We start from the raw sequence: 15,183 nt of genomic DNA on the forward strand, positions 1-15,183 counted from the left end.
CTAGATCACTTACTTAACGTTCAGTAAACCCTTGACGCAGCCAGAAACCGACGTTTACCTTCCGGTAAGTAAACGAACTCCCGGTAAGGAACCGCGCCATGACCACCGTCCTGATCTCCGGCGCCAGCGTCGCCGGCCCGACCCTCGCCTACTGGCTCCACAAGTACGGCTTCCACACGACCGTCCTCGAGCGCACCCAAGAGCTCAGGGCCGGGTATGGCGGCCACGCCGTCGACCTGTTCGGCCCGGCCGTCGAGATCGCCAGCAAGATGCGCGTCCTCCCGCGAGTACAAGCCGCCAGAACGATGACCGAGCGCCTCTTCTTCGACCGCGAAGGCAAGCGCCCGCTCGAGGTCGACCTGAAGCGCATCGTCGCCGGCATCTCCGACCAGCACGTTGAGATCATGCGCGGCGAGCTCGCGACGATCCTGCACGACGCGACCAAGAACGACGTCGAGTACGTCTTCGGCGATTCCATCGCCACGCTCGACGACACAGCAAACGGCGTCCACGTCACGTTCGAGCACAGCTCGGCACGACGCACGTTCGACCTCGTCATCGGCGCCGACGGTCTGCACTCGAACGTCAGACGCCTCACGTTCGGACCAGAGAACGACTACCGCACCTTCCTCGGCGGCTACCTCGCCGCGTTCACCGTCCCCAACTACCTCGACCTGCAAGGCGAGATGCGCGCGTACAACACGCCCGGCAAGCTCGCCGGCCTCTACGGCGTCCGCCAAACCGGCGAGGCGCGCGCCGCGTTCATCTTCCTGCGCGACGACGAACTCGACTACGACTACCGCGACACCGAGCAGCAGAAGCGCCTCGTCCAACGCGAATACGCCAACGTGGGTTGGGAAATCCCCAGACTGCTTCAAGAGCTGGAGCACGCCGACGACTTCTACCTCGACTCGATCAGCCAGATCGTCATGGACACCTGGTCGCGCGGCCGCGTCACGCTCGTCGGCGACGCCGGCTACTCCCCCGCGCCGGCGGTCGGCGGCGGTACGAGCATCGCGATGGTCGGCGCGTACGTCCTCGCCGGCGAGCTCCGCCAGGCGAACGGCGACCACACCACAGCGTTCCCGGAGTACGAGCAAGCCATGAGGCAGATCGTCACCCGCTTCCGCACGGTCGGCCCGACGACGATGAAGACGATCGTCCCGCGCACCAAGGCCCAGATCGCCACCACCGCGGCCATGCTGCGCGTCGTTCCCAAGCTCCCCATCAGCCTCCAACGAACCCTGTCGAACTTCCAGGGCGGCGTGGCCAAGGCGATCGAGTCCATCACGTTGCGGGACTACGAGCCCGCCACACCAGCCGTCCCAGGATTTCCCGTTACGCTGCAGCGCAACACAGGGAGCCCGGAGTGACGCAGGTCACATAACGGACTGGACAGGCTTGGGGTCTTGGGAGACGTGGGAACGCTGACCGCTCAATCGCCCGCCACGACAGCAGAACAGCCGAAGCGAGGCAGACGCCTGCTCGCGGACCTCGCGGCGATGGGGAGCATGGTCGCGCTCGCCTTCCTCGTCTTCGCCAGGCTGTGGGTCGATCCAACCCGCCGCTACCTGATCGACGGCGCGTCGGACCAGCAGCTGTTCGAGTGGTTCTTCGCGCAGACGGCACACGCGCTCGTGCGCGGCGACGACCTGCTGTTCTCGAACTTCATCAACTTCCCGACCGGCATCAACGTGATGGCGAACACCGCGAGCTTCGGGCTCTCCATCCCGCTCGCACCAGTGACGCTGACGCTCGGCGCCTCGGTCACGTGGGCGATCGTGCTCCTCGTCGGCCTCGCGGGTACGGCGATCGGCTGGTACTGGCTGATGTCGCGCTACCTCGTCACCTCGCGGCTCGGCGCGGCGATCGGCGCCGGCCTCGCGGGCTTCGCGCCGTCGATGATCTCGCAGGCACAGGCGCACCCGCAGATGATGGTGCTGTTCCCCGTCCCGTTCATCATCATCCAACTGATCAAGCTGTATCGCGGCCAGCGCATCGTGCTGAACGGGATCCTGCTCGGGCTGATCGTGACGTGGCAGCTGTTCATCGGCGAAGAGGCGTTGATGATCGCGGCGATCGGGATCGCGACGTTCATCGTCGCGTGGGCCGCGATGCACTGGTCGGAGTTCCGCGCCCGATTCCGTACGACCGCACTCGGCGTCGCGATCGGCGCGGCCGTCTCGCTGGTGATCTGCGCGTACCCACTGTGGTTCCAGTTCACGGGACCACAGAGCTACAGCGCCTTGCTGCACGGGCCTTCCGGCAACCCGCTCGAGTCGTTCTGGTCGTTCTCGACCGAGTCGCTGCTCGGCCACGCGGAGATCGCGCGACAGCTGTCGATGAACCGGACCGAGGAGAACTCGTTCTTCGGCTGGCCCCTGCTGGCGTTGACGATCGCGTTGGTCGTGTGGCTGTGGAAGCGCAAGGTCGCGCGCGTCCTGATGATCGTGATCGTCGTCGCCGCGGCGCTCTCGCTAGGCCCGAGGGTCGTGCTCAACGGCGAGGCCACCTGGATGCCCGCACCGTGGATCCTGTTCCGCCATATGCCCTTGCTGGACTCGTTGTTGGAGTCGCGGCTCGCGATGATCTGCGTGCCAGCGATGGGCATCCTCATCGCGCTCGGCATCGACCGGCTGCGCAAGTCGACCGCGCCGACACGCTATCGGGTGGTCGGGTACGCGGCGATTGCCCTTGCCCTGTTGCCGATCTTCCCCACTCCCCTGCGGGCCGCCGACCGCGAGCCGCTACCGGAGTTCTTCGCCGACGGAACGTACCGCGCGTACGTCCCGGAGGGCGGCACCGTGATCCCCGTTCCGCCAACGGTGCCGGGCGATGTGGACGCGTACGACTGGCAGGTCAAGACGGGGATGGAGTTCCACATCCCCGAGGGCTACTTCGTCGGGCCGTGGGACGAGACCGGGCGCGCGTCGTACGGCGCCTACCCGCGGCCGATGTCGTGGCTGCTGCGCCGGATCCGCGACGGCGAGGGACTGACGGTCAACGAGGCGGACAAGGCGCAGGCGAAGGCCGATCTGGAGTTCTGGAAGGCGTCCGTGGTCGTGCTCGGCGACCAACCGCACCGAGACGAGCTGAAGACCGCGGTCGACGAGCTCCTTGGCGAGGAGGGCGAGCTCGTCGGCGGGCTCTACGTGTGGAAGGTCGCGCCATGAGCGAGCGGCACGTCGTGATCGCGCCGGGCGGGCGGTACGGCCCGTCCGCGCCGCTGCTGTTCTACCCCGGCGAGGCGGCCGAACGTCGTGGCGCGGTCGTGCATCCGATCGACTGGGAGTACCCGCTCGACACCCCGGCGGACCGGCGAGTGCCGTGGGTGCACGAACGGGTCGCGCCGGTGCTCGACGAGGCCGGGCCTGGCGCGCTGGTCGTCGGCAAGTCCCTCGGCACACTGAGCGCCCCGCTCGCCGCCGACCGGGAGCTGCCGGCGGTGTGGCTGACGCCGTTGCTGACCGAGGCGCCTTGCGTGGAGGGCCTGCGGCGCGCGACCGCACCGTTCCTGCTCGTGGGCGGTACGGCGGACAAGCTGTGGGTGGGTGACCTCGCCCGCGAGCTGACGCCGTACGTACTGGAGATCGAGGGCGCCGACCACGGCATGTTCCTGCCCGGTCCGCTGAGTGAGTCGGCGGCCGTCCTCGGTCAGGTCGTGGCCGCCGTCGAGACGTTCCTCGACGACGTCGTCTGGCCTTAATAGAGAGCGGAACCGAAGAACTCGAAGGCGGTCGGCTTACCGCCGAGGCCGCCCGAGCCCTGGAACCACAGCTGCGCACGTGACGTGGTCTGGACGCCCTTCGCCGAGCCGTACAGGACGTTCACCACGCCGGCTGAGCTGGCGCCAGCGTCGCGCTTGTCGTTCGGTACGCCGACGACGAGGTCCGCGCGGCCGTCGCGGTCGAAGTCGTTGGCCGCGAGCGCCTCGCCGAAGCTCTCGTTCTCGCCCGCCTCGCCTGGCACCGAGCCGCTGTCCTGGCTGTCGAGCACGTTCCCGCGTACGGTCAGCCGCCCCGCGGACTCGCTGCCGTAGAACACCGTCACCGAACCCTGCGCCGTGTCCTCGTCGCTGGGCGCGCCCACCGCGAGGTCGCACGCGCCGTCGCCGTTGAAGTCCGCGGCCGCGAGCGCGGTGCCGAACACGTCGCCCGCCTCGGCGATGCCGAGCACGTTCGCCAAGTCCTGATGGAGAATCCCACCGCGCCCGACCAGGCCGACTGCCGAGCCCTCGATCACGTCCACCTCGCCGGCGCCGCGCGCGGCGCCGATGCCCTCGAACCGGGCGCCGACCGCCAGATCGTCGTGCCCGTCGGCGCCGAAGTCGCCCGCGGCGAGGCTCTCGCCGAACCGGTCGCCGTCCTCGGCGACATCGGCCACGCCATCCTCGCCCTGGCTCCAGGGGAAGGCGGAGGGACCGGCGACCAGCCCGGCTGAGGAGCCGGACAACACCTGGACGGCGCCGGCGTCGTCGATGCCGCGTACGCCCTCGCCTGGTACGCCGATCGCGAGATCCTCCGCGCCGTCGCCGTCGAAGTCGCCCGCGGCGAGGCTGCTGCCGAAGCCGTCCTCAGGCTCGGCGGCGTCGGGGACGCCCTCGCTGTTCTGGTTCCAGTACTGGCTGCGGCTGGACACGATCGGCAGGCCGTGCGGCGTTCCGTACAGAACAGTCACCGAACCCGCCTCGTCGACCGCGCCGAACATCCAGTCCACGTTGTCGTCCGGGGCACCGACCGCGAGGTCGTCGCGGCCGTCGCCGTCGAAGTCGCCGACCGCGAGCGCTGAGCCGAACTTGGCCGCCGGGTTCCAGTCCGCGCCAACGTTCAACGCACCTTGGCGAATCACGCGGGCCGGCTGGTCGCGCGAGACCTCGACGCCCGCGGACGCGCCCTCGAACACGAGCACCTCGCTGGCCCGCCCGTCCGTTCCGGGAGCGCCGACCACCAGCTCGCTGCACCCGTCGCCGTCGAAGTCACCGGCGGCGACCGAGCCGCCGAAGCTCTCGTTCGGCGCGGGGGTGCCGGGGACGCCGGGGGTGTCCCTGGTCAGGTACTGCGCGCCCTTGCCGGACAGCCCCTTGGTGCCGCCGTACAGGATCTCGACCGCCCCGCCGCCGGAGTCCTCGACGCCGTCGACCGCGTCGTACGGAACGCCGATCGCGAGGTCGGCGTAGCCGTCGCAGTTGAAGTCCGTGCTCGCGGACCTACCGACCGCGCGGTCGGGATCCGGGGAGGCGAACGCCGACCCGGCGGGCAGCACGATGAGCACGCTCACCACCGCCAGGCACCAGCCGACCCCTCGCGTCCGCACCAACGCATGATTGCAGACAGTTGTTACACGGGGAATGGTCGTCGGGTCCGGGCGCCGAGGACGGTCACCGCGCGCCCTTCTCCAGCAGGTACGCGGCGGCGTCGGGTTGGTCGAAGTACCGGGCCCAGCCGAGCGGCGTCGCGTGGAACGCCGGATCCTCGGCAGTCAGGTCGGCACCGGCCTCCACCAGCAGCTTCAGCGTCTCCAACTCGCCGGAGCCGGCGGCGAGCTGGACTGCCGTACGACCGAGGGCGGAGCGGGCGTCGATGGCGAAGCCGAGCGCGAGCAGGGGCGGGACCGCGTCCCAGCGCTTGGCCGCGGCCGCCTCGGCGACCAGGCTGGGGCGTTCGGTGCGGACACGGTCCAGGTCGGCCGGGCGGTCGCCGTTCAGCAGGGCGGTGACCGAGGGGTCCTCGGACTGCTGACCGCGGTAGAGGTCGCGGACCACGCCGACCTCGGCGCCGTGGTGGATGAGCTCGTCGAGGATGTGCAGGGCGAACGTGTTGCCGCTGTCCTTGCCGTATCGGCCGGCGAGCTCGCCCATCGGGCGGTCGAGGTCGTCCTGGCTGAGCGCGGCGAGCCGGCGACGCCAGACGGCGTAGGCGTGGTCGAGCCCCTCGATGGCCGCGGCGGCGGTGGTGCGCGTCGTCGGCAGCCCGTCGTCCGGCAGGGGTTGGTGGCCGAACCACGTCGCGGTCCGTTCGGCCTGCAGGACGTCCATCAGGTGGTTCAGCCGCCACGAGATCGTGGTGAACGGCGGCGGGTCGGGCGGCAGTGCGTCCCCGTCCGCCTTACCGTCGCGGATGGACCAGCAACCCGGCATGGGCTCCCAGGAGAACTCCTCGTCGGTCAGGCCCTCCACGCGGGTACGGAGGCGCTCCCAGGCGAAGTCGGACAGTCCCAACAGGTCTTCTCTGAGTTCGGTCATGGGCTCAACGTTAGGACGCTCTGCGGACAGGATCGGTCCGCAGAGCGGGGACAATGGAGAACGTGGACACCGCCTCGCGCCTGCTCCGGCTGCTGACGCTGCTCCAGTCCCGCCCGCAATGGGACGGCGAGGAACTGGCCCACCGGCTGGAGGTCACCACGCGTACGGTCCGCCGCGACGTCACGAGGCTCCGTTCGCTCGGCTACCCGGTCTCCGCCGAGGCCGGGCTCGGCGGCGGCTACCGGCTCGGCCCAGGCGGGCGGCTGCCCCCGTTGCTGCTGGACGACGACGAGGCAGTGGCGATCGCCGTCGGGCTGCGGGTGGCGACGACCACGACGGTGTCGGGCGTCGAGGACGGTGCGATCGCGGCGCTGGCCAAGCTGCACCAGGTCCTGCCGGCGCGGCTGCGCGAACGGGTCACCGCGATCGGCGCGAGCATGGTCCAGCTGCCGCAGGGCGACCTGCCGCAGGTCGACGCCGACGTCCTCGTCACGCTCGCCGCCGGCTGCCGGCACACCGAAGGGCTGCGGTTCCGGTACCGCCGGCACAGTGGCGAGGAGTCGGAGCGGTCGGTGGAGCCGTTCCAGATCGTGCACACCGGCCGCCGCTGGTACCTGGTGGCGAGGGACCGTTCGCACGGCGAGTGGCGGACGTTCCGGATCGACCGGATCTCCGCACCGCAGCTGACCGGAATGCGGTACCGGCTCGAGGATCCCCCCGACGCGGTCGCGCTCGTCGCGGAGGGAACGGGCGTTACGCCGTGGGAGATCAAGGCGACGCTGCGCGTGCACGTACCCGCGGAGACGGCGCGCCGGCAGATCCCGCCGGGCCGCGGCGTGGTCGAGCCGATCGACGAGTCGACCTGCCTGGTCCGCATGGCGGCGAACGAGCTCGGCCCGCTCGTCGGGGCGGTCACGATGATTCCCTGGGAGTTCGAAGTCCTGTCACCGGACGTGCTCCGCGACGCGGTCCTCGACCTCGGCGCCCGCCTCACTCGCTCGGCAGTCGGCGGCATGCGGGCAAAAGAAAACCCGGCCCACGAGGAGCCGGGTGGTATACGTGAGGAACCCTAGCCGGTCTGGGGCTGGCCGGACAGGGACGAAACGTAAAGTTTTCAATGGATCGAAGTTTCACCATCCCTCGGGGAGGGAATAGGTAGCGGCTGGGTCCGGAAGCTGGTGGTCCCGAAAGTCGTGTGCGACCAACTGTCGCCAGAAATGTCTGCCGGCGCCTTCGCGTGCCAGACCGCGCAGCGCGCCGGCGAGATAGGTCGGGCTCGGGTTGACCAGGCCGACCGGAACGCGTTGACGCGCTTCCTGCAAGGGGAATCGTAGATCGCTGTCGTTGGAGATGACCAGGGCCGCATCGATCTTTCCGCCGAGCGCGTCGACGAGCAGGTGGCTCGCGACGTTGACGTCGGAGCCCTTCTCCTCGCGATAGGCGTACGACACCATGAACATCCCGCCGCTGATCCGCTTGTGCCCGTCGTGCACGACGACCGGCCAGTCCGAACGGACGAGCAACGGGCGGCCCTTGGCGTCCCGGGTGGCGAGCGGCGAGGTGCGTACGCGGGAGACGTAGTAGCCGTACTCGATGTGGTCGACGCTCCCGCTCGCGAGCAGGGCCTTGAGGTAGACGTCCTGGTCCTGCTGGCCCTTGGGGTTGCTCGCGCCGTCGATCACAGCCGTGCAGTAGACGACGCGCTCGACCTGCGCGTCCTCCCAGTTCCGCCGTTCGCCGATCAGGTCGCAGGCGAGCGCGCGTACGTCCAACCAACGCCAGCCGGAAGTACCCCGACCACAGGACTGCCGTGCTCCGTAGTAGAGGTTGAAGCCGTCGACGTACACACCTACGCGCATCTTGCGACACAGTAGTAACGGGTACCGACCAAGATCGACATGAACGTCCCAGGCCGGCCAGGTGAAGCACGCCCACCTAGTGGAAGAAGTGCCGCGTCCCGGTCAGGTAGAGCGTCACGCCGGCCGCCGCGGCCGCCGCGATGACCTCTTCGTCGCGGACCGAGCCACCGGGCTGGACGACCGCCTTCACGCCCGCGTCCAGCAGCACCTGCAGGCCGTCGGCGAACGGGAAGAACGCGTCCGACGCCGCGACCGAGCCGGCCGCCCGCTCCCCTGCCCGCGACACGGCGAGCCGCGCGGAGTCGACCCGGTTGACCTGGCCCATGCCGACGCCGACCGTCGCGCGACCTGAGGCGAGCAGGATCGCGTTCGACTTCACGGCCCGAACGGCCCGCCAGGCGAACGCGAGGTCCGCCAGGGTCGCGTCGTCCACCGCCGTGCCGGTCGCGAGCTTCCATTCGGCCGGGTCGTCGCCCGGGGCATCGATGCGGTCCTGACTCTGCATGAGCACGCCGCCCGAGATCTGGCGGAACTCCAACCCGTGCGGCGCCGGCTCCGGGCATCGCAGCAGCCGGATGTTCTTCTTCTTGGTCAGGATCTCCAACGCACCAGGCTCGAAGTCCGGCGCGCACACGACCTCGGTGAAGACGTCGGCGACCTGCGTCGCCATGTCGGTCGAGACCGGGCGGTTCGTCGCGATCACGCCGCCGAACGCCGACACCGGGTCGCACGCGTGCGCCTTGGCGTGCGCCTCCGCGACGGAGGCGCCCACCGCGATGCCGCACGGGTTGGCGTGCTTGATGATCGCCACGCACGGGTCGGTGAAGTCGTACGCCGCCCGCAGCGCCGCGTCGGTGTCGGCGTAGTTGTTGTACGACATCTCCTTGCCGTGCAGCTGTTCCGCCGTCGCCAGCCCCGGCCGCCAGTGCGTGTAGAGGGCGGCGCGCTGGTGCGGGTTCTCGCCGTACCGCAGCACCGCGCCGAGCGACCAGGTCGCGCCAGTGAACTCGGGGAAGCCGCTGTCGGACGGCGCGTACTGCGCGGAGAACCAGGCCGCCACGGCCACGTCGTACTCCGCGATCAGCGAGAACGCGTCCGCCGCGAGCCGCTTGCGCTGGTCGAACGTGAAGCCGCCCGCCTCGACCGCCGCCAGCACGTCAGCGTACCGCGACGGCGAGACGACGACCGAGACCGAGGCGTGGTTCTTCGCCGCGGAACGGACCATCGCCGGCCCGCCGATGTCGATCTGCTCGACGACCTCGTCCGGCCCGGCGCCGGAGGCGACGGTCTCGCGGAACGGATAGAGGTTGCTCACCAGCAGGTCGAACGGGGCGATGCCGAACTCGTCCAGCTGCTGCTGGTGCTCGGGCTTGCGCAGGTCGGCGAGCAGGCCGGCGTGCACGTTCGGGTGCAGCGTCTTCACGCGTCCGTCGAGGCACTCGGGGAAGCCGGTCACCTGCTCGATCCGCGTCACCGCGAGGCCGAAGCCCTCGATCGTCGCCGCGGTCGAGCCGGTCGAGACGAGCTCGACGCCGCCCGCGGCGAGGCCGCGGGCGAGGTCCTCGAGGCCGGTCTTGTCGTACACGCTGACCAACGCCCGGCGGATCGGGCGACGGCCGTCCTGAGTACTCAAGGGATGGTGACCTTTCTGCCGTTCACGGTGAAGCCTTCGCGGACCATCCGGCCCACGGTGTCGACGAGCAGCTGGCGTTCGGCCCGTTTGATCCGTTCGTGCAGGGCGTCGACGGTGTCGTCGTCCTCGACCGGAACGGCGGCCTGCGCCACGACTGGTCCGCTGTCGACGCCCTCGTCGACCACGAACAGCGTGACGCCGCTGAGCTTCACGCCGTACTCGATCGCGTCCCGCGGCCCGTGCATGCCAGGGAACGAGGGCAGCAGTGCGGGGTGGGTGTTGACGAACCGGCCGCCGTACAGCTCGAGGAACGCCTTGCCCGCGAGCTTCATGAACCCGGCCGACACGACGAGCTCCGGCTCGTACTCCGCGACCTTGGCCGCGAGCGCGGCGTCCCAGTCGTCGCGGGTCTCGTAGTCCTTCACGCGGACGACGAACGTGGGGATGCCGGCGCGTTCGGCTCGGCGCAGGCCCTCGATGTCGGTACGGTCGGCGCCGACGGCAACGATGCGGGCGCCGTACGACGCGTCACCCGTGGCGTCCAGCAGGGCCTGCAGGTTCGTGCCCGAACCGGACACGAGGACGACGAGGCGGGCGCTCAGCGTGGGCTCCTTGGGACTGCTCTGAAACTTCGGCGGGACCGCGGTGCGTTGAAGTGCGGGACCGTCGGCCACGATAGCGGGAGCCGAAATCGATCACGGACACAGGATGAGGAGACCGGCGTGAGCGACGAACGTGCGGGAGGCGACCCCGCACCGATCCCGTCCGAGGGCACCTCGGCGCCCCCGGACGCGAACCGGGTGTTCGGACAGGCGCCGCCGTCGCATCCATTCAGTGCTCCGGCCGGCGGCCCTGGCGGCGACGGGCCGCCGCCAGTGAAGTTGTCGGAAGCGGACGACCGCAAGCTGCGCATCCGCGCGCGGCTGGCCGTCATCTTCGGCGCGGGCGCGTTGATCTTCGCCGTGCTCGCGTTCCCGCTCGGCCTGATCCTCGGCGTCGCGGCGATCGTGCTCGGTGCGCTGGCCCGCCGGAGCGCGCGCCCTGCTCGGGTGCGCGCTCCGGGAGCGGTGCCAGGCATCGTGCTCGGCATCGTCGCGACGGTCTTCGCCAGCTTCGTCGCGGTGACCGCCGCGGTGTTCTGGGACGAGGTGAGCGAGTACTACACCTGCATGGAGGGGGCGAACACCCGCACCTCGCAGGAGGGCTGCCAGGAGACGATGCGGAAGCGGCTCACTGAGCGCTTGGAAGCGGACGGTAGCGCAGGCTGACGGTCTGGTCCTGGGACGTGTAGACCCCGGTCCGCTCCCACTGGAGCCGCACCAGCTCCTCGCTCTCGAACAGCCGCACGCCGGTGCCGATCATCACCGGCAGGAGATGGATGATCAGCTCGTCGATCAGGCCTTGCCGCGCGGCCTGATGGGCGAGGTCGCCGCCGAAGATCTCGAGGTTCTTCCCGTTCGCGGCCTCCAGCCCGATCCGGACGGCCTCCTCCAGGCTGCAGTCGAGGAACGTGAGGCCCTCCTCGGGCACGGTGTCCTCGGGATGGTGCGTGAGTACGAAGACCGGACCGTTCCAGGCGCCGCCGTATGCCTGCTTGGCCGTCTCGCCGGGGAAGAGCTTGGAGCCCCAGTCGTACGCGCGCCTGCCGCTGAGGATCGCGCCGGTCGTCGCGATCACCTCGTTGACCAGATCGGTGTCGTGCGTGTAAGTGCCCATCCAGTCCATCTCGTGGTTCGGGCCCGCGATGAAGCCGTCCAGGGACGTCGAGCGGTGCCAGAGAACCTTGCCCATGGTCTTCTCCTTCAGTCCGTCGGTTCTTGCTCAGTACTGACGGACTCGGCGGGAAAACTCATCGCTTTGGCTTCGCGCCAGAGTTTCCAGCCGGTGACAGCTGCCGCGGCGATGGCCGCGGCGAGGGCGAACGTGACGGTGACGAGCAGCGCGGTCTCGAGCGGCGGCGGGCCGACCTCGCTCAGCCTGCCGGGGCCGGCTCCCCCGCCCGCGATGGTGGCGACGGCGGCGAACGCCAAGCCGCCCGCGGCGCCCGTGAGCGCGCCGCGGATCGCCGCGCGGTCGACGGTCTGGGTGGGGAAACGGCGTACGGCGAGCGCGCCGCCGGCCAGCCCCGCGAGGAACGGGAGCGCGAGGAGCCCGTACATCCAGGTCGGCTGCGCACCCGGTGTCGGGAGCGCGGCGGTGAGCGGGAACGCGGGGATCGGGCCGAGCGTGACGCCGGTGGTGGACACGGCCGTGTCCGTGCCGAGGGCGAAGCCGGGGCCAGCGACGAACGCGGCGGCGAAGACGACGGCGTTCGGGACGTACGCGAGGCCGACGAGCAGCAGCAGGATGCCGCCGACGAAGCCGGCGCCGAGGGCTTCGGTGAGGGACACGATGCGGCCGAAGTTGAGGACGAGGGCCGCGGTCAGGGCGATCGCGCCCGCCGCCAGGAGGGTGGCGAGGGCGGCGGCTCCGCCGGTGACGGTCGCCCGGATCTCTTCGGGGAGCTGGGCCCAGGCTCGGCTCAGCCGGCCGCTGCCGGCGAGGATGCCGATTCCGCCGGCCACGAGCGCGGCTGCGGCGGGAGCCGCGGCGGCCCAGCCGGGGTGCGGGATGGCGCCGTGCGTACGGGCGAGGAGGCCGAGCAGCTCCGAGAGTGCGGCGTACCCGGCGGCGAGGGCGATGGCGCCGACGGCGAGGTCGGTGCGGACGCGGAAGACGCAGGTGCGGCCGACCCACTTGCCGGCGTGGTAGAGCAGGGCGAGCGGCAGGATCGACAGCCCGAGCGGCGGGAGCGCGAGGTGCCCGTCGGTGAGCTCGAGCGGGACGCGGTGGGCCAATAGCCACGCGTCGAGGCCGAGGCGGAGCGCGGCGTGGGCCGTACCCCCGCTGGCGGTGAACCAGCCGATGACGGCGAGCGCCCCGCAGAGCAGGCTGCCGGCGAGCGCGGCCCAGCCGGCGGCGAGCAGTCCCCCGACGACCGGCGGGCGGAGCTCACGGGGACTCTGTTCCTCGCCCCGATCACCTGGGTCGCGCAGGAACGGTCGGGTGAGTACGCCGGTCATCCCCGCCATCGTCGCAGCCGAACGGGCACGTGCTCGGGACTGACACGCAGAGCCTGGGCACCCGAGCCGAGTTTGGGTCGGGGGCACCCTCGTCCGAACCTATGGGACCGAGGTGCCCCTCACCCAGCGGTCACCGCCACCCGAGCATGGGTCGGGGGCACCCTCGTCCGAACCTATGGGACCGGGGTGCCCCTCACCCAGCGGTCACCGCCACCCGAGCATGGGTCGGGGGCACCCTCGTCCGAACCTATGGGACGTGGGTGCCCCCGACCCAACCGAGCGGGCGGTGGTCAGCCGAGCGACTGGACGACCTCGCGGACGAGCTGGGCGGTCGCGGACGGCGTCTTGCCGACCTTCACGCCACACGCCTCGAGCGCCTCCTGCTTGGCCGCCGCCGTACCCGACGAGCCCGACACGATCGCGCCGGCGTGGCCCATCGTCTTGCCCTCGGGTGCGGTGAAGCCCGCGACGTAGCCGACGACCGGCTTCGTCACGTTCGCCTTGATGAAGTCGGCCGCGCGCTCCTCGGCGTCGCCGCCGATCTCGCCGATCATCACGATCACGTCGGTCTCGGGGTCCTCCTGGAACGCCGCGAGCGCGTCGATGTGCGTGGTGCCGACGATCGGGTCGCCGCCGATGCCGACCGACGTCGAGAAACCGATCTCGCGGAGCTCGTACATCATCTGGTACGTCAGCGTGCCCGACTTCGACACCAGCCCGATCCGTCCCGGGCCGGCGATCGACGCGGGGATGATGCCGGCGTAGGACTTGCCGGGCGACGCGACACCCGGGCAGTTCGGCCCGATCACGCGCGTCTTCGAGCCCTCGACCAGCGAACGGGCCACGAACGTCGCCGAGTCGTGCACCGGGATGCCCTCGGTGATCACGATCGCCAGCCCGATCTCGGCGTCGATCGCCTCGAGGACGGCGGCCTTCGCGAACGCCGGGGGTACGAAGATCACCGACGTGTTCGCGCCGGTCTCCGACATCGCGTCCGCCACGGTGCCGAACACCGGTAGCTTCGTGCCGTCGAAGTCGACGTGCTGACCGGCCTTGCGCGGGTTCGTGCCGCCGACGATCTGCGAACCGGCCGCCAGCATCTTGCGCGTGTGGTTGGAGCCCTCGGCGCCGGTCATCCCCTGAACGATGATCCGGCTTTCCTCGTTGAGAAAGATCGCCATGCGAGTAAGCCAGCCCCTCTACTTCGCCTGCGCGGCGAGCTCGGCCGCGCGGCGCGCGGCTCCGTCCATCGTGTCGACCTGCTCCACGAGGGAGTGGTTCGCCTCGGTGAGGATCTGCCGCCCGAGCTCGGCGTTGTTGCCGTCGAGCCGTACGACGAGCGGCTTCGTCAGGGCCTGGCCGTGCTCCTCGAGCAGCTTCAGCGCGGCGACGATGCCGTTCGCGACCGCGTCGCAGGCGGTGATTCCGCCGAACACGTTGACGAAGACGGCCCGTACGTCCGGGTCGGACAGCACGATCTCGAGCCCGTTCGCCATCACCTCGGCGGAGGCACCGCCACCGATGTCGAGGAAGTTCGCGGGCTTGACCCCACCGAACTCCTCACCGGCGTACGCGACGACGTCCAGCGTGCTCATGACCAGCCCGGCACCGTTGCCGATGATGCCGACCTCGCCCTGCAGCTTGACGTAGTTGAGGTCCTTCTCCTTGGCCGCCTGCTCGAGCGGGTCGTTCGCGGCCTTGTCCTCGAAGGCGGCATGGTCCTCGTGCCGGAACGCGGCGTTCTCGTCCAGCGTGACCTTGCCGTCGAGCGCCTCGATGCCCCCGGCGCCGCCGAGTTTGACGAGCGGGTTGACCTCGACGAGCGTCGCGTCCTCTTCGATGAAGACCGTCCACAGCTTCTGGATCGTCGCCGCGGCGTCGTCGGCGATGTCGGCCGGGAACTTCGCGGCCGTCGCGATCTCGCGTGCCTTCGCCTCGTCGACGCCGGTGATCGGGTCGATCGACACCTTCGCGACGGCATCGGGGTTGGTCTTGGCGACCTCCTCGATCTCCACGCCACCCTCGGCGCTCGCGATCGAGAGGTAGGCACGGTTGGCGCGGTCGACGAGGAACGAGAAGTAGTACTCCTCGGCGATCTCGGCACCGGGCGAGATCAGCACGCGGTGGACGATGTGACCCTTGATGTCCATCCCGAGAATGGCGCGGGCATGGGTCTCGGCCTCGTCGGGAGTCTTGGCGAGCTTGACGCCGCCAGCCTTCCCGCGGCCGCCGGTCTTCACCTGGGCCTTGACCACCACCAGCCCGCCGAACTCCTCAGCCGCGGCACGGGCCTCTTCCGGGGTCTGCACGACCCGGCCCAGAGTGACCGGAACGTCGTGTTTGGCGAAGAGCTCCTTCGCCTGGTACTCCATCAGGTCCACGGATGCT

The 15,183-nt window shown here is 70.2% G+C and carries 14 protein-coding genes; 5 read left to right on the forward strand and 9 right to left on the reverse strand.

Annotated elements, in window-relative coordinates; genetic code table 11:
• Positions 1–98 precede the first annotated feature (98 nt).
• The 3 genes from JOD67_RS37155 to JOD67_RS37165 are packed head-to-tail and all read left to right on the forward strand — an operon-like array spanning position 99 to position 3,706.
• Positions 99–1,373: an FAD-dependent monooxygenase gene (locus JOD67_RS37155; RefSeq protein WP_205122340.1), complete on the forward strand. Its 1,275-nt coding sequence runs from the start codon at positions 99–101 to the stop codon at positions 1,371–1,373.
• A 36-nt stretch (positions 1,374–1,409) separates the two neighbouring features.
• Positions 1,410–3,173 carry a glycosyl transferase gene (locus JOD67_RS37160; RefSeq protein ID WP_205122341.1) on the forward strand — a complete coding sequence of 588 codons (1,764 nt, stop codon included), beginning with the start codon at positions 1,410–1,412 and terminating at the stop codon, positions 3,171–3,173.
• Positions 3,170–3,706: an alpha/beta hydrolase gene (locus JOD67_RS37165; RefSeq protein WP_239554228.1), complete on the forward strand. Its 537-nt coding sequence runs from the start codon at positions 3,170–3,172 to the stop codon at positions 3,704–3,706. The genes JOD67_RS37160 and JOD67_RS37165 overlap by 4 nt, the downstream gene beginning before the upstream one ends.
• Here JOD67_RS37165 and JOD67_RS37170 read toward each other — a convergent pair.
• Positions 3,703–5,313 (reverse strand): FG-GAP repeat protein, encoded by a 1,611-nt coding sequence (locus tag JOD67_RS37170; protein ID WP_205122342.1) that lies wholly within the window; start codon positions 5,311–5,313, stop codon positions 3,703–3,705. The two genes, JOD67_RS37165 and JOD67_RS37170, sit on opposite strands and share 4 nt — an antisense overlap.
• Before the next feature lie 64 nt (positions 5,314–5,377).
• Complete coding sequence (locus JOD67_RS37175; RefSeq protein ID WP_205122343.1) at positions 5,378–6,241, reverse strand: DinB family protein; 864 nt, start codon at positions 6,239–6,241, stop codon at positions 5,378–5,380.
• Between the two features lie 62 nt (positions 6,242–6,303).
• Between JOD67_RS37175 and JOD67_RS37180 the strand changes: the two genes are divergently transcribed.
• Positions 6,304–7,314 (forward strand): helix-turn-helix transcriptional regulator, encoded by a 1,011-nt coding sequence (locus JOD67_RS37180; protein ID WP_307782693.1) that lies wholly within the window; start codon positions 6,304–6,306, stop codon positions 7,312–7,314.
• A 57-nt stretch (positions 7,315–7,371) separates the two neighbouring features.
• On the opposite strand, the gene JOD67_RS37185 is transcribed toward JOD67_RS37180, so the two are convergent.
• The 3 genes from JOD67_RS37185 to purN form a co-directional block, all read right to left on the reverse strand.
• Positions 7,372–8,100, reverse strand: coding sequence for an NYN domain-containing protein (locus JOD67_RS37185; protein ID WP_205122345.1), 729 nt, complete (start codon positions 8,098–8,100; stop codon positions 7,372–7,374).
• Between the two features lie 76 nt (positions 8,101–8,176).
• Entirely contained in the window at positions 8,177–9,733 is a 1,557-nt protein-coding gene (gene purH / locus JOD67_RS37190; RefSeq protein WP_205122346.1) for a bifunctional phosphoribosylaminoimidazolecarboxamide formyltransferase/IMP cyclohydrolase, read from the reverse strand.
• Positions 9,730–10,335: a phosphoribosylglycinamide formyltransferase gene (purN, locus tag JOD67_RS37195; protein ID WP_205123328.1), complete on the reverse strand. Its 606-nt coding sequence runs from the start codon at positions 10,333–10,335 to the stop codon at positions 9,730–9,732. The genes purH and purN overlap by 4 nt, the downstream gene beginning before the upstream one ends.
• A gap of 120 nt (positions 10,336–10,455) precedes the next feature.
• Between purN and JOD67_RS37200 the strand changes: the two genes are divergently transcribed.
• On the forward strand, positions 10,456–11,001 hold the full coding sequence (locus tag JOD67_RS37200; RefSeq protein ID WP_205122347.1) for a DUF4190 domain-containing protein: 546 nt from the start codon (positions 10,456–10,458) through the stop codon (positions 10,999–11,001).
• Here the strand turns inward: JOD67_RS37200 and JOD67_RS37205 are convergent.
• The 4 genes from JOD67_RS37205 to sucC all read right to left on the reverse strand — a co-directional run bounded on the left by JOD67_RS37205 (position 10,964) and on the right by sucC (position 15,176).
• The gene (locus JOD67_RS37205; protein WP_205122348.1) at positions 10,964–11,524 is read right to left on the reverse strand and encodes a dihydrofolate reductase family protein; all 561 of its coding nucleotides are present in this window, start codon (positions 11,522–11,524) and stop codon (positions 10,964–10,966) included. The two genes, JOD67_RS37200 and JOD67_RS37205, sit on opposite strands and share 38 nt — an antisense overlap.
• Before the next feature lie 11 nt (positions 11,525–11,535).
• Positions 11,536–12,795: a cell division protein PerM gene (locus tag JOD67_RS37210; RefSeq protein WP_205122349.1), complete on the reverse strand. Its 1,260-nt coding sequence runs from the start codon at positions 12,793–12,795 to the stop codon at positions 11,536–11,538.
• Between the two features lie 290 nt (positions 12,796–13,085).
• Complete coding sequence (gene sucD / locus JOD67_RS37215) at positions 13,086–13,976, reverse strand: succinate--CoA ligase subunit alpha (RefSeq protein ID WP_205122350.1); 891 nt, start codon at positions 13,974–13,976, stop codon at positions 13,086–13,088.
• An 18-nt stretch (positions 13,977–13,994) separates the two neighbouring features.
• On the reverse strand, positions 13,995–15,176 hold the full coding sequence (sucC, locus tag JOD67_RS37220; RefSeq protein WP_205122351.1) for an ADP-forming succinate--CoA ligase subunit beta: 1,182 nt from the start codon (positions 15,174–15,176) through the stop codon (positions 13,995–13,997).
• Between the last annotated feature and the right edge of the window lie 7 nt (positions 15,177–15,183).

The sequence above is a fragment of the Tenggerimyces flavus genome (assembly GCF_016907715.1).
Classification (GTDB): domain Bacteria; phylum Actinomycetota; class Actinomycetes; order Propionibacteriales; family Actinopolymorphaceae; genus Tenggerimyces; species Tenggerimyces flavus.

What these genes read in the sequence shown, in the direction of transcription:
- JOD67_RS37205 (WP_205122348.1), bottom strand. Translation starts at nt 11,524, where the DNA reads ATGGGCAAGGTTCTCTGGCACCGCTCGACGTCCCTGGACGGCTTCATC.
- sucD (WP_205122350.1), bottom strand. Translation starts at nt 13,976, where the DNA reads ATGGCGATCTTTCTCAACGAGGAAAGCCGGATCATCGTTCAGGGGATG.
- JOD67_RS37155 (WP_205122340.1), top strand. Translation starts at nt 99, where the DNA reads ATGACCACCGTCCTGATCTCCGGCGCCAGCGTCGCCGGCCCGACCCTC.
- JOD67_RS37185 (WP_205122345.1), bottom strand. Translation starts at nt 8,100, where the DNA reads ATGCGCGTAGGTGTGTACGTCGACGGCTTCAACCTCTACTACGGAGCA.
- JOD67_RS37210 (WP_205122349.1), bottom strand. Translation starts at nt 12,795, where the DNA reads ATGACCGGCGTACTCACCCGACCGTTCCTGCGCGACCCAGGTGATCGG.
- JOD67_RS37165 (WP_239554228.1), top strand. Translation starts at nt 3,170, where the DNA reads ATGAGCGAGCGGCACGTCGTGATCGCGCCGGGCGGGCGGTACGGCCCG.
- JOD67_RS37175 (WP_205122343.1), bottom strand. Translation starts at nt 6,241, where the DNA reads ATGACCGAACTCAGAGAAGACCTGTTGGGACTGTCCGACTTCGCCTGG.